Below are 13,673 nucleotides of genomic sequence, written 5' to 3' on the forward strand. Positions count from 1 at the left end.
ATGAAATCGATCAAAACTCATCTGGGTTCGATGCTGTTGTCCCTGACGCTGCTGGCTGCCAGCGGTTCCGCCTTTGCGGCCGAACTGGTTGTCAATGGAAGCTTTGAAACTCCTGGCTGCGCTAACGACTGCATCTTGAATACACCCGCTCAGGCTGACTTCATCAACGGCTGGACAACGTTCCTGTCCGGTGTCGAGTACATTAATGTCCGCGCCGCCATCGGCAGTTCGGTTGCTGCGGACGGCGCAATGGCCGTTGATCTTGCCAACTATGTTTACGAAAACGGCGGCGGAATTCAGCAAAACATCAACACCGTCGTGGGCGCAAAGTATCGCCTGACTTTCAGCGCCGGTAACTCGAAGTATGTGAATCGCACCGGCAATGGTGTCATCAACGTCAAGGTAGCCGGACAAACCACAAGCTTCGACACGCCTGTGGCGATAGGTGATGCAACCGTATGGGAAACAAGAACCCTGGACTTCACCGCCACTACTTCGCAAACGACCCTGAGCTTCTGGAACGAGCAGAATCCCAATGCTCATTTCGCGTTCATTGACAAGGTCAGCGTAGTACCTCTTTAAGGGATAGCCGGCGGGCACTCCTTGAGTGCCTGCTTTCAGAGACATCGTTTGAGATCAAAATACATCACACATCAAACTTTCAAGGAGGCGTGACATGACAAGCGAGCAACAAGCGTTGGCAGACATGCCGATCTGGCTGGTCATCCTCCTTGCCGTCGTGGGCGGGGTGTCCGGCGAAATGTGGCGCGCCGACAAGGAGGGCGCCCGTGGCTGGTCACTGCTGCGGCGCCTGGCCCTGCGTTCCGGCGCCTGCATGATCTGCGGCGTCTCGGCGATCATGCTGCTGTACGCCGCCGGCATGTCGATCTGGGCTGCCGGGGCATTTGGTTGCCTGACGGCAATGGCCGGTGCCGACGTCGCTATCGGCCTTTACGAACGTTGGGCTGCCAAGCGTATCGGCGTCTGCGACGTTCCTCCGCGCGACCCGCAGTAACCCCTTCACTTTCCTGTCTCGCTGCACGCCGTGCGGCGGGACTTCGCGTGGACATCAGAAAAAGGAGGTCAAGCATGCCCACACCGATCCAGCAGCCTTCGCAGCTGTTCACGGCGATGGCGACAGCCTTGCGCAACAGCTCCGAGCTGAACGTGCAGGTCGGCAATCACGATGACTTCACGGCACCCGGCGACAAGGCCTGGGTGCTGATCGACATCGAGCGAAATGCACCGGGAGAGCGCGCCGCCAACGGGCGCATTGCCCATGTGCTGACGCTGTCGCTGCAAGTCATTCCGGCGCTGTCCGCCACGGCGTTTGCCGCCTGTGACCTGATCGCCGCCCTGAAGAATCTGGTCACCGACAACCGCTGGGGCCTGTCCGGCGATCAATGCGATCTGCCGATGAACATTGATGGATTGCCGTCAGTGCTCATCCGCGCCGATCAGCCGAGCAAAGCCTGGACGCTGACTTTCAACCAGACCCTCTACCTCGGTCCGACCCTGCTGGACGACCCGCTCGGTACACCGAAATTCGCCCGCACCTGGGAAGTCAGCGACATCGACGATCCCGACCAATACACCACGCTGGAGGCCTGACCGATGTTCGACGCACTACTTCGAATGCAGCTGGGTCCGATCATCGAGCGCCTGGCGGAGATGGAAGCAGAGATCGAAGACCTGCACCGGCGCGCCGAAAGTTATTGCCGCATCGGCATCTGTCAGGACGTCGATGCCGCGAGCAACACCTGCAGGGTCAGCCACGGTGGATTGCTGACACCCGCCATCAAGTTCTTCAACCCGAGCGCCGACGCGCAGAGCGAGTCGCGGATCCCGACGGTGGGCGAACAGTGTCTGCTGTTCAACTACGGCAGCGGTGAAAGCGGCGCGCAAAGTGTGGCGCTGTTCGGCCTGAACAGTGACCGTTTTCCGCCAGCCTCGACGGTGCCGACGTTGACTCGTCGTGTTCATCAGGACGGCAGCGAAAGCGGCTACGACGACGCCACGCACACGCTGCATTGGCAAAACGGGCCGGCCGCCTTCAACGGTTCTCGCGAGTCGCTTGAGCTGAGTATTGGGCCGGCGCGGCTGGCGATGACCCCGCAAGCGATCAACCTGCAACTGGGCGCCGTCGGCCTGACCATCGACGCCTCTGGCGTGCACTTCAGCGGTCCGCTGGTGGATCACCAGGGCCGCGTCATCAGCCCCTGAATCAAGAGCTTCCCATGATCGGAATCGATAGAGACAGCGGGGCCACGGTCGACGACTGGCTGCAATTCGTGCAGCGCGCGACCCGGGCCCTGACCACGCCGCTGGGCACCCGGCAAAAACGGCCCTTGTACGGTTCGCTGATCCCCACGCTGCTGGGGCAGAACCTGGGCGACGACATCCTGTTACTCGCCCAGAGCCACGCGGCCCAGGCGTTCTATAACCCGCAAAACGGCATCGGCGATTTCCAGCCCGGCGTGATCGTCGCCACCCGACAGGGCGCCGGTTTGCTGCTGCGGTTTGCCGGTACCTGGAAAAACCGCCAACAGACTTTCGAGGTCGTGACATGAGCATGTTGATCCCCGGCCAGAATCAGTTGGCCGAACCCTCCTTGATCAAGGTCGATGCCTTCGAGGATCTGCTCGCCGAGTTCAAGACCTTCGTGGTCGAGTACGTCGGCGCCCGCTCGCCGCAGAGCGCGGAAAAACTCAAGACCAGCCTGGAAAACGAAAGCGAATTGCTGACCCTGGCTCTGGAGGCCTTTTGCGTTCGCCTGCAAACCCACGAACGCAAATACAACGCTCGCATCAAGCAGATGCTGGCGTGGTGGGCCACCGGCAGCAACCTTGATGCGCGGTTGGCGGACATGGGCCTGGAGCGACAGTTGCTCGATCCGGGCGACCCGGCGGCATTCCCGCCGGTGCCGGCGATCTACGAAAGCGACGATGACGCCCGGCTGCGCTATTACCTGGCGCCCCATGCGCCGGCGGCGGGCTCGCGGATGCAGTATCGCCGTGAGGTGTTCACCCTGGGCGAACGGCCGACGGTGAAAGTCGAATCCACCGATGCGGGTGTCGTGAACGTCACCTACACCTTCGACCCGGACGGCCTCGCCGCACAGGTCAAGGACGGTAACGGTCGCCGCACGGCGCCTGGCGAAGTGCAAGTCACCGTGCTTGCCCGCGAGGGCGACGGTACACCGTCCCCGACGTTGCTCGACGGCGTGCGCCGACACTTTGCTCGGCCTGATGTGTGTCCCGAGACGGACAGGGTGACGGTGCAGGCCGCCGAGATTCAGCGCTACAAAATCCGCGTCGTGGCCAAGATCAATTCCGGCCCGGATTCGGGCCTGACCAAGGTCGCTGCGCAGCAACACCTGCAGGCCTACGCCGACAGCTGCCATCGTTTGGAAGGCCGGGTCGATCCGAGCTGGATCGACTACACGCTGCACAGCGCCGGTGCCGTGCAATTGCAGATTCTTGAACCGCTGACGCCCATCGTCTGCAGCGCATTTCAAGCGCCGTACTGCACGGCGGTCGAGGTCGAGGTACAGACGCTATGACCGATCAGACACCGCGTCCGACCCTGCTGCCGGCCAACAGCTCGGCGCTGGAACGGGCCCTCGACATCGGCTTCGGCGCATTGCTTGATCGCGTCGCGCCGCCGTTTCCCGAACTGATGAATCCGGCTTCGACACCTGTCGCGTTCCTGCCGTATCTGGCGGCGGATCGTGGTGTTGCCGAATGGAGCACTGACGCGCCTGAAGCCGAGAAGCGCCTGACCGTCGAACTGGCCTGGCCCACCGCGCGCCAGGCCGGCACTCGCAAGGCGTTGGAGAACGCCGCCAAGGGTTTGCAGCTCAGGCCGGAAATCCGCGCCTGGTACGAGCAGACACCGCCCGGTGAGCCCTACAGCTTTTCCGTGCGGGCCTTCAGCGAACAACCCTACAGCGAAGAAATCGACGCCCGTCTCGACCGACGCCTGGCGGATGCCAAGAGCGAGCGGGACGTGCTGTCGGTGTCGGTCGGCCTCAGCGCATTCGGCAACCACGTCATCGGCGCCGCGACTTTCTGCGGTGAGCTGACCACGGTTTATCCGGTTTTCCTCGAAGGGCTCGAGACATCCGGCGAGGCCTTCATGGCGGCTGCGCTGTACACCGTCGAAACATCCACTATTTATCCTCAGGGGGCCTGAATGGCTGACTATTACACCCTGCTCACCAACGCAGGGATTGCCTACGAAACGGCGTGCAAGGCCGCGGGCCTGCCGATCAAGCTGACGCAGATTTCCGTCGGCGATGGCGGCGGCGCGGTCTACAACCCGGCCGCGACAGCTACCGCGCTCAAACGCGAAGTCTGGCGCGGACCGCTCAACGCGCTGTTCCAGGACGAGAAAAATCCGAGCTGGCTGCTCGCCGAAGTCACCATTCCGCCGGACGTCGGTGGCTGGTACGTGCGTGAAGCCGGTCTGTGGACCGACACCGGGATTCTCTACGCCATCGTCAAATACCCGGAGTCGTTCAAGCCGGTTCTGGCAACGTCCGGCTCGGGCAAAGAGTTTTATATCCGCTCGATTTTCGAGACCAGCAATGCCTCGCTGGTGACGTTGTTGATTGATGACACGGTGGTCAAGGCCACACGTGCGTGGGTCATGAGCTACCTCGCCGAAGAACTCGGCAAACTCGACGGCAAACAGTCGGTACGTGTCGCCGCCACCGCCAACGTGGTGTTGAACGGTGCGCAGCAGATCGACGGCGTGGCGGTGATTGCCGGCGACCGTGTGCTGCTGCCGAACCAGACCCTGGCCAAGGACAACGGCCTGTGGATCGTCGCCAACGGCGACTGGATTCGGGCCAACGATGCCAACATCAGCGCCAAGGTCACACCGGGCCTGACGGTGATGGTGGAAGAGGGCACGCTCAACGGCGATTCACTGTGGCACCTGACCACCAATGCGCCGATTACCCTTGGCACAACCGCGCTGACATTCAAGATGCTGGCAGGGCGTACCGGGATTGCTGCCGGGACTTACAAGAGTCTGAGCGTCGACGAATATGGCCGCGCTACGGCCGGCTCGAACCCTGACACTCTGGCCGGTTTCGGCATCAAGGATTCGTACACCAAGGCTGAAGTCGAGGCGCTGATTGCCAAGGCGTCGGCGTTGCCGGTGGGGTCGATTGTCGCGTTCCCGGTTGACTCGCCACCTCCGGGCTTTCTGGAGTTGGACAACAGCGTCAAGAGCAGCGCGACCTACCCGGACTTGAGTGCCTATCTGGGCGGCAAGTTCAACAAGGGGGATGAGGGTGTCGGGAATTTCCGGTTGCCGGAGGCGCGTGGGGAGTTCTTGCGGGGTTGGGATCATGGTCGGGGAGTTGACGCCGGACGCGGGCTCGGAACCGCTCAACTAGATGCGATGCAACGCTTGACCGGCGCAATTGCTGCTGCTGACGCTACTGGCCTTGCTCAAGCGCTTAATGGTGTATATGCCGGCAGCAAGTCGGGAGTATCGAAGGGCGTTACGGCTGCTGTAGATGCATACACCAACGTCAATTTCGATAACGCTCGACAGGCCCGCACGGCGGATGAAAATCGCCCGCGCAACGTGGCCGTCATGTGGTGCATCAAGGCCTGGAACGCCCCGGTCAATCAGGGAAACATCGACGTAGCGGCACTGGTCAAGGAAGTGTCACGCCTCGGCTCTGCCGTTCCGGTGGGCGCCGTCATGGCATTCCCGACTGGGATCGTACCGCCTGGCTTTCTTGAGCTGGATGGCAGTGTGCAGAGCGTTGCAACCTATCCGGATCTGGCGGCGTACATAAGTACAAAATTCAACAAGGGAGATGAGGGCACCGGTAATTTCCGCTTGCCGGAGTCTCGCGGTGAATTCCTGCGGGGTTGGGATCATGGTCGTGGTGTGGATACTGGGCGAACTGCCGGAAGCTATCAGGCGGATACGCTCAAGGCACATACTCATTACCTTCCGACAGGATCTGGAGGTGGACAGGCAGTCGATCCAAATGGAGAAACTCCTTCTGTTGTGCTGAAGGATACAGCAGCAGATTGGGCTCTACGGTCGACATTCGGGGGCGATAACGCTGAGTTGTCTATAGGTAGTGTGAGAACCTATAACTACGGCAATGCGGTGGAAACTCGCCCACGCAACCTCGCCGTCATGTGGTGCATCAAAGCCTGGAACGCGCCGATCAATCAGGGAAACATCGACGTCGCCGCACTGGCCAATGAAGTCGCGCAGCTCAAATCTTCTGTTCCGGTTGGCGCGGTCATGGCATTTCCAACGGGTGTCGCTCCTGCCGGTTATCTTGAGCTGGATGGTAGCGTGCAAAGCATTGCGACCTATCCGGATCTGGCGGCGTATCTCGGCACTACATTCAACAAGGGCGATGAGGGAGCCGGGAATTTCCGGTTGCCGGAATCTCGCGGCGAATTCCTGCGAGGTTGGGATCATGGTCGCGGTGTTGACGCTGGTCGGACAGTCGGTAGCTGGCAAAAAGCGACGTTGGTTGCGCACGATGCAGTGACCTCGACAGCGCAGGCTATCCAAGCTGCGGCCTCATCGTGGAAACTCAATCCAGACAATAGCGGTAAGTCTCACCCGGTACTCGGAGGCGACGTTGCCTTTGCGGCCGACTATCCTGCCGCATTTTTCTCTTCTGGCGAAATCACCTCCCCGGTTTCGCTGAATCAGGCGGCGCTGTTTACTGATGGGCACCTGGTTGGCACCCGTCCGCGCAACCTGGCTGTCATGTGGTGCATCAAGGCCTGGAACGCCCCGGTCAATCAGGGAAGCATTGATGTCGCAGCGTTGTCCGATCTGGCGCAGCAGGCTACCGAACTCAATCAAGGCACTGCGAAGGTAGCGACCCAGGCACAGGTCGATGCAGGTGCCGACGATAAAACCTTCGTGACCCCGAAAAAAATGCGCTGGGGTTTCTCCATCAGTGTTTCCGGCGACATGAGCGGCAGCTATGTCATTTTCCCAACCTGGCTCGGAGGCTTGACCCTCCAGTGGGGGATGACGACCGCCATCGCATCCGGAGCCAATTATTTGCAGGCGTTTCCGGTCGCCTACCCAATGGTCAACCCGTCAGTATTTATCACTTACCCCAATACGGCCGTGGACGCTCCCGTCGGATCGACCTACATCGGGCAAATCAAAGGGATCAGTAAAGCGAACGTGACCATTCGTAATCTGGGTCAGGGACCTGCACAGTTTTACTACTTTGCAGTGGGTCGCTAATACAACGGAGTGACGAGGTCTATTTATGAAATTCGCAACATTTGATGAACACGGAGACCTGACTGGTCGGTATGACTCCGATATTCATAGCGTTATTCCTGAACAAGCGATTGAACTCAGTGACGCAGTATTTCTGGCGACCAGAACAGAGAGGGACGGTGTCTGGAAGTTGGTTGACGGTGAGGTGGTCAAGTTACCTTTTCCTCACATCGAACCCGATTATGCGGCTCTGTTTGCGGCTGAGCGTTTCACCCGGGAAGCATCAGGTATTGCCGTAGAGGGATTGCGCATCGAGACCTCTCGTGAGAGTCAGGCTTTGATCGCGAGCACAGGTCTCTCCGCAGTACTTGATCCGCAGTACCGCTGCAATTTTAAAACCCTTAGCGGTTTCGTCGAAATCGGTGCCGCACAGATTCTCTCAATTGCGCAGGCTGTCAGGGCGCACGTGCAGGCTTGTTTCGACCGCGAACTGGAATTGCTCCAGGCAATCGAGGACGGCACGTTCTCCGATGAAATGCTCAAGGAAGGCTGGCCCGATTCCATGCCAGCTAGACCGACCTCCGAGCCTCAATAAAACGCCCCGCACCCCGGGGCGTTTTCTTGTCCGCCCATTACATTCAACACCCGCCAAAGCCCCTCCCTTTGAGGGGCTTTCCCGTTTATGGAGAAACGAAAAATGGCAACCCGCCAAACCTACACCGTGCTCGTTCCATTCCCCACCGGCGGTGGGCACTGGTCGAGCGTCGGCCAGGAACTCGATCTGCTCGATGTCGAGGCCAGTGCCCTGCACAGCGCCGGTCGACTGGAGCTGAAAACATCTACCACCAAGGCCGTGAAGGCCGCTGCCAAGAAGGCTGACTGACTATGGCTGAGGTTCTGAACTTCGAGCACAACGGCATTACCGTCAATGCCACCGAATCCCCCGAGGCCATGGGTGGCCTGGGTGACAACGTCATCGGTCTGGTCGGCACCGCGCCGAAAGCCGATCCGCTGATTCCGCGTAACGCACCGTTTCGCATCAACAGTTTCACCACCCACGCGCTGCTCGATCCGACAGGTTCGGAAGAGGGCACCCTGTACCACGCGGTTTACCAGATCCTCAAAGTGGTCAAGGTGCCGGTCTACGTGGTGATCGTCGAAGCGGGCGCGACCCCGGCTGACACCGTCAACGCGGTAATCGGCGGTGTTGAGCCAGCCACCGGTCGCAAGCTCGGTCTGGCGGCACTGGGCAGCGTCCCGGAAGACCTGACCATCATCGGCGCACCGGGTTTCACTGGCACTAAAGCGGTGGCCAGCGAGTTCGCCTCGTTCGGCAAGCGCATCAAGGCCCGTGTGGTGCTGGACGGCAAGGACGTCTCGGTCGCCGATCAGGTGCTGTACAGCCAGGAACTGGGCGGCGCTGACCTCGGTTTCGACCGTTGCCTGGTGGTGCACAACATGCCCGCCGTGTACTCGAAAGCCGCGAAGAAAAACGTCTTCCTCGCGCCATCCAGTCTGGCGATTGCCGCGCTGGCCAAGGTCAAGCAATGGGAAAGCCCGGGCAACCAGGTGACCTACGCCGAAGACGTGTCGCGGGTCGTTGAGTACAACATCCTCGACACCTCCACCGAAGGCGATCTGCTCAACCGCTACGGCGTCAGCTATTACGCCCGCACCATCCTTGGCGGCTTCTCGCTGCTGGGCAACCGCTCGATCACCGGCAAGTTCATCAGCTACGTCGGTCTGGAAGACGCCATCAGCCGCAAGCTGGTGAAGGCCGGCCAGAAAGCCATGGCGAAAAACCTGACCAAGTCGTTCATGGATCAGGAAGTCAAACGCATCAACGACTGGCTGCAAACCCTGGTCGCCGACGAAACCATTCCCGGCGGCAGCGTGTACCTGCACCCGGAACTCAACAGCGTCGAGAAGTACAAGAACGGCACCTGGTACGTGGTCATCGACTACGGCCGCTACGCGCCGAACGAACACATGGTTTATCAACTCAACGCCCGCGATGAAATCATCGAGCAGTTCCTGGAGGACGTTCTCTAATGTTTACCAACCGCGTAAGACAGGCCATCGCGGCCACCCTGCAAGGTCTGCCGTTGTCGGCGACTGTTGAGGAATTCACTCCGCCGAAGATCGACTTCGACATGGAAAGCATGACGGGCGGGCGCTTCATCGTTGAGGAAATGGCCAAGAGCGCCAAGGCGCTGAATGCCACGCTCAAGCTGCAAGGCACTGGCGCTGAAGTGCTGCTGGCGATGGGCGTGAAACTGGGCGACGACATTCTGCTGAACGTGCGTGAAGCCGGTCAGGATCAGGACGGCAACACCTGGTTCACCTATCACACCATCGGCGGCAAGCTCAAAACCATGGGGGAGGAAGCAATCAAAATGGGTGGCAAAGCCCTGACGACTCTTGAGTTCTCCTGCCGCACCTACAACCGCCTGGAAAACGGCATTCCGGTGATCGACATCGACGTGCGCACCCAGAAGTTCGTGCTCAACGGCGTCGACATTCTCGGTGATGCCCGGCGTGCGGTGCTGATGCCGTAACGCTGTAAGCAAACCAGGCACTCGCCCCTGTGGGAGCAAGCCCGCTCCCACATTGGGCCAGTGTGACTGGCCGATGTTTAGCAACACCCCCTCAAGAATCACCAAGGAATTCATACATGTCGTGGATGCCACCCAAGCATGATCTGTTGTCGCCGATCACCGGTGACGACGGCTCGCAGATCGAATCGATCCAGCTCAAGCCGCTGTTCTACGCCGCCCAAAAAGAGGCGCTGGAACGCGCAGGCGACGATGAGGACGACCAGTTCTTCGAACTGGCGCTGCTGGCCACCGGCTTGTCGGTCAAGGAACTCGACCAGCTCAAGCGTCCGGACTACGTGACCATCGCGCAGTACGTGCACGAGATGTCGACCCGTCCGGCGTCGTACTTTCTCGAACAGGTCGAAGACGCGGAACAGTCCGACGATCCCGATCAGGTGCAACTGCTGTTGCCGCTCGCCGTCACCGGCCGCACCGTGACTTCGCTGAGCCTGGAAATGCCGGCGCTGCGGGCCACCAAAGTGATGAAGAAACTGAAAACGGCCAAGGAACGCGCCGAGTTCATCACCGCCCATTGCACCGGCCTGATGATCCCCGATCTGGCCCTGTTGAGCGTGCCGGACTGGACGCAATTGCAGGTGCGCATCGACGATTTTTTAAACCAGCCGGCGGCCTTCTTTCAGAACGCGACATCGAAGTAATCCTCGATATCGTGCCGCTCATTTACCCGGTAAGTGAGGCGGAAATTCTGGAGTGGGACGCCGAAAAGGCGTTGCGCCGCTACGACATAGCGATCACTCGCCTTGGCGTGAAACAGGAGTAGAGCGGCATGGCAGACACATCGTTTTCGCTGATGTACGCCGCGCAAACCGGCGGCGCAGGTTCCGGTTTGTCGGCAGGGGGATCGGCCACAGACAGCTTGATCAAACCACTGTCCGAACTGAAAGAGGCGCTGCTCACGGCCAGCCTGGACATCCGCAGTCTGGTGCGTGAACAGATCAAACTCGGCGCCGTTGTTTTGGGGCTGAACACGTCCCTGGCATCGTTCAAGGTGCCGGTTGTAACTGCCGCACCGGCGGCAGGCGGCGAGAGCAAGTCAAAGCTCAAGGCTGAGATTGAACAACGCTCGCCTCCGGCCTACCTGAAATCGGACATGGCTCTGAAAACCGCCATGGCCCAGCTCAAGCAGGTTCAAGGCCTGAGTGGCGACCTCGACACGCTGTCGAAAGCCAACCTCAAACTGGCCACCGACAAACGGGTCGCCGGCACTGGGGCGACGGTCGTGGATCTGGTGCAGGTCGAAGTCGCGGCTGGCAGATCCGGGATTGGCGCGGGTCTCAAGGGCACCGACAAGGAACAAGTGCTGCTGGACTTTGCCCGGGATGCAGCGGTCAATGCCTCGGCGTTCGGCATCAGCCTGAAGTCGGCCGGTGAAATGCTGTCGGGCTGGCAAGTCTCGATGAAACTGGATCGTACTCAAGGTCAACTGCTGGCCGATGCGACTCAGCGTCTGGGCAACAGCGGACTGAATGCGACGGCTGCCGACATCGGCTCGGTCGTGCAGCAATCCGGCGAGTCGGCCGTTGCAGCGGGGATCCTGCCCGAGCAGTTGGCGGCGCTGTCAGCCGCGTTGCTCAACGCCGACGTCGACAAGGCCGGTGCCGGGGCGGCGGTGAAAAGCATCAGCGCAGCCCTGGGCAAAGGCACCCAAGGCTCGGCGGCCGAGCAGTCGGCGTGGAAGGCGTTGGGGCTTGATCCCGGCAAGTTGACCGAAAGCGTACCGGACAACCTTGTCAAAGCGTTGGCGGCATTGAAGCAGCAACCGGCAGAGCAGCAAGCGGCGCTGATCAAGACACTTTTCAGTGGCGACGACGGTGTACGCAAACTGCTGGCGAAACCCGAAGACCTGCAAAAAGCGTTTTCACTGATCGCTCCGACCACACTGCAAGGAACGTCGACGCTTGTGTCCTCGCGAGCGGCTCAGAGCAGCCTGGCATCGTCATTCGCGGGTGAGGGAGGCGTGCGTCAATGGATGGGCAAACCCGGCGAGGCAAAGACGCCGATTTCATTGCTTAAGCCCGATGATCCACTGACACCGGCTTACAGCGGCGCGATTGAGCGCAGCGCCGAGCCTACGGGCAAAGACCCGCAGCGAAGCTGGAACGCGTTCGATGCCAGTCTCAATCGTCTGATCACGGCGTTGGCGCCGGATGCGACCGGCACGCTGGACTCGCTGACGAATATGACCAATGGCGTGGCCGATATGGCCGAAGCCCATCCCAAGACCTCGACGGCATTGGCCCTTGCGGGCGCTGGACTGTCGGCCATCGTAGTGGCGGTGATGGCCAAGGCATTCGGCAATTTCACCGACAAACTGCTCAAAGGCGTCGCTTCAAAATTGCCGTTCGGTCTTGGCGGTCTGATTGCCGATATTGAAGACCCGAAAGCGAAGCAAACATCTGCTGGAAATGGCGCGGGCCATGACTGTTGCTGCTGCAAACCGCTGGGCGGCCGGACAGGCGACAAGCTCAAGCCTCGCCAGTCAAGCATCAGGGCTCGAGTCAGAGGTGTGCAAACCGGTCGAGATGTGAAAAGCCCCCGCGCGGTGACCCCTCGGCCACCACGGATCAGTGCACCGCCGGCACGACCCGTTCTGCCCCGCATGTCCAGTACGTACTGGCCGGGAACGATGACGGCATTTGCAGGCTCATCAGCCGTCAGTTCTGCGCCGGCCGCTCCACTGTCCGGTTCTTACGCCAGGGCAGGCAGACTGCTTGCCAGACGGGCACCGCCGCTGCGGTTGCTCAGCGCCGGATATGAAATGGTCACCGGCGTCATGAACGGCGATAAGCGTGCTGTCGTGTCGTCCGGTGCATCGTTGGCCGGGTCTTCTGCCGGTGCCGCTGTCGGTGCTGCATTGGGGACGTTGATTCTGCCGGGTGTGGGCACCATGGTTGGCGGCTGGCTGGGGAGCATGGCGGGCGGGGCTATCGGTGATTCCCTGGGCGACAAGCTAGGGAAACAAGTCGATCGTCTCGGCTCTTCTGCGCAGGTCAGTAAGGACCTGATCGCGACCTCCACGATCCCCGCGGCACTGGCCACCACAGCCGCCAGCCAGCCTGTCACGTTCAACTCCACCATCCACATCAACGGTCAGGATCAGGGCAGTGCCCAGGCACTGGCCAATCTTGTCGTGCAGACAACGATGAATCAGTTGGGCCAGATCATGCCGACCAATCCTCTCGCCACCCGCCGTGACGCAGCCCTGACCGATGGAGTCGCCACATGAAACAACAAATGGCACTGGGCAGTTTCATCTTCGGACTGTCCCGGGATTTTGCCTACAGCACGCTGACGCGAAAATCCGAAGGTGGCTGGACTGACCTGCAGATTCTCAACAGCAAACCCAGATCCCATCAGACAGGGCAGAAGCCAGAAACCCTGACCATCTCCGGCACCTCGATGTACGCCGTGGGGATGGAACGGCTCGATGAACTGCGTGCGCTGCAAGCACTGCGTGCACCGTTGCCGTTGATTGACGGCATCGGCCGCAACTGGGGTTTGTGGCGGATCAACAGCATCGACGAAAACCAGAGCGAGGTCATCGATGACGGCACCGCGATGGTAATCAAGTGGGTCATCGGATTGTCGGAGTTCAACAATGCGTAAGGTACGAAGCGTGGCCGGTGATTCGGTGAATCTTTTGCTGTACCGCGAAACCGGTCGCAGCGATGACAGCGCCGAAGAAGCCCTCTGGACACTCAACCCGACCCTGGCCGAGCACGGCCCGATTCTGCCGGCAGGTGTCTGGGTGACGCTGCCGGAGCTCGACTCGAAACCGGCTGCAATCAAACCGGTTCTGGCCTGGGATTAAGGAGGCTG

16 protein-coding genes are annotated in these 13,673 nt (G+C 60.5%); all 16 read left to right on the top strand.

Going from position 1 to position 13,673, the window contains the following annotated elements:
* Nucleotides 1–582 carry a DUF642 domain-containing protein gene (locus CAG25_RS17135; protein WP_085612304.1) on the top strand — a complete coding sequence of 194 codons (582 nt, stop codon included), beginning with the start codon at nucleotides 1–3 and terminating at the stop codon, nucleotides 580–582.
* 94 nt (nucleotides 583–676) lie between these two features.
* Nucleotides 677–1,015, top strand: coding sequence for a phage holin family protein (locus CAG25_RS17140; RefSeq protein WP_085612305.1), 339 nt, complete (start codon nucleotides 677–679; stop codon nucleotides 1,013–1,015).
* 74 nt (nucleotides 1,016–1,089) lie between these two features.
* The gene (locus CAG25_RS17145; protein ID WP_085612306.1) at nucleotides 1,090–1,611 is read left to right on the top strand and encodes a hypothetical protein; all 522 of its coding nucleotides are present in this window, start codon (nucleotides 1,090–1,092) and stop codon (nucleotides 1,609–1,611) included.
* Between the two features lie 3 nt (nucleotides 1,612–1,614).
* Nucleotides 1,615–2,223 (top strand): phage baseplate assembly protein V, encoded by a 609-nt coding sequence (locus tag CAG25_RS17150; RefSeq protein ID WP_085612307.1) that lies wholly within the window; start codon nucleotides 1,615–1,617, stop codon nucleotides 2,221–2,223.
* Nucleotides 2,224–2,237: 14 nt separating this feature from the next.
* Nucleotides 2,238–2,570, top strand: coding sequence for a hypothetical protein (locus CAG25_RS17155; RefSeq protein WP_007954853.1), 333 nt, complete (start codon nucleotides 2,238–2,240; stop codon nucleotides 2,568–2,570).
* Nucleotides 2,567–3,562, top strand: a complete 996-nt coding sequence (locus CAG25_RS17160; RefSeq protein WP_085612308.1) for a baseplate J/gp47 family protein — start codon at nucleotides 2,567–2,569, stop codon at nucleotides 3,560–3,562. The genes CAG25_RS17155 and CAG25_RS17160 overlap by 4 nt, the downstream gene beginning before the upstream one ends.
* Nucleotides 3,559–4,194 carry a phage tail protein I gene (locus CAG25_RS17165; protein ID WP_085612309.1) on the top strand — a complete coding sequence of 212 codons (636 nt, stop codon included), beginning with the start codon at nucleotides 3,559–3,561 and terminating at the stop codon, nucleotides 4,192–4,194. The genes CAG25_RS17160 and CAG25_RS17165 overlap by 4 nt, the downstream gene beginning before the upstream one ends.
* A complete protein-coding gene (locus tag CAG25_RS17170) occupies nucleotides 4,195–7,257 on the top strand; it encodes a tail fiber protein (protein ID WP_256575382.1) in 3,063 nt (1,020 codons plus the stop codon).
* Nucleotides 7,258–7,282: 25 nt separating this feature from the next.
* Nucleotides 7,283–7,831 (top strand): DUF4376 domain-containing protein, encoded by a 549-nt coding sequence (locus CAG25_RS17175; protein ID WP_085612310.1) that lies wholly within the window; start codon nucleotides 7,283–7,285, stop codon nucleotides 7,829–7,831.
* A 102-nt stretch (nucleotides 7,832–7,933) separates the two neighbouring features.
* Nucleotides 7,934–8,119 carry a hypothetical protein gene (locus tag CAG25_RS17180; RefSeq protein ID WP_085612311.1) on the top strand — a complete coding sequence of 62 codons (186 nt, stop codon included), beginning with the start codon at nucleotides 7,934–7,936 and terminating at the stop codon, nucleotides 8,117–8,119.
* A 2-nt stretch (nucleotides 8,120–8,121) separates the two neighbouring features.
* Nucleotides 8,122–9,288 (top strand): hypothetical protein, encoded by a 1,167-nt coding sequence (locus CAG25_RS17185; RefSeq protein ID WP_064379034.1) that lies wholly within the window; start codon nucleotides 8,122–8,124, stop codon nucleotides 9,286–9,288.
* On the top strand, nucleotides 9,288–9,794 hold the full coding sequence (locus CAG25_RS17190) for a phage major tail tube protein (protein ID WP_011332717.1): 507 nt from the start codon (nucleotides 9,288–9,290) through the stop codon (nucleotides 9,792–9,794). The genes CAG25_RS17185 and CAG25_RS17190 overlap by 1 nt, the downstream gene beginning before the upstream one ends.
* Nucleotides 9,795–9,910: 116 nt before the next feature.
* Nucleotides 9,911–10,492 (top strand): phage tail assembly protein, encoded by a 582-nt coding sequence (locus CAG25_RS17195; protein ID WP_085612312.1) that lies wholly within the window; start codon nucleotides 9,911–9,913, stop codon nucleotides 10,490–10,492.
* Nucleotides 10,493–10,620: 128 nt separating this feature from the next.
* On the top strand, nucleotides 10,621–13,080 hold the full coding sequence (locus tag CAG25_RS17200) for a phage tail tape measure protein (protein WP_085612313.1): 2,460 nt from the start codon (nucleotides 10,621–10,623) through the stop codon (nucleotides 13,078–13,080).
* Nucleotides 13,077–13,460, top strand: a complete 384-nt coding sequence (locus CAG25_RS17205; protein WP_085612314.1) for a phage tail protein — start codon at nucleotides 13,077–13,079, stop codon at nucleotides 13,458–13,460. Before CAG25_RS17200 ends, CAG25_RS17205 begins: the two co-directional genes overlap by 4 nt.
* Complete coding sequence (locus CAG25_RS17210) at nucleotides 13,453–13,665, top strand: tail protein X (protein WP_007954888.1); 213 nt, start codon at nucleotides 13,453–13,455, stop codon at nucleotides 13,663–13,665. The genes CAG25_RS17205 and CAG25_RS17210 overlap by 8 nt, the downstream gene beginning before the upstream one ends.
* Nucleotides 13,666–13,673 lie beyond the last annotated feature (8 nt).

It is taken from the genome of Pseudomonas sp. B16(2017) (assembly GCF_002113205.1).
GTDB lineage: Bacteria > Pseudomonadota > Gammaproteobacteria > Pseudomonadales > Pseudomonadaceae > Aquipseudomonas > Aquipseudomonas pharyngis.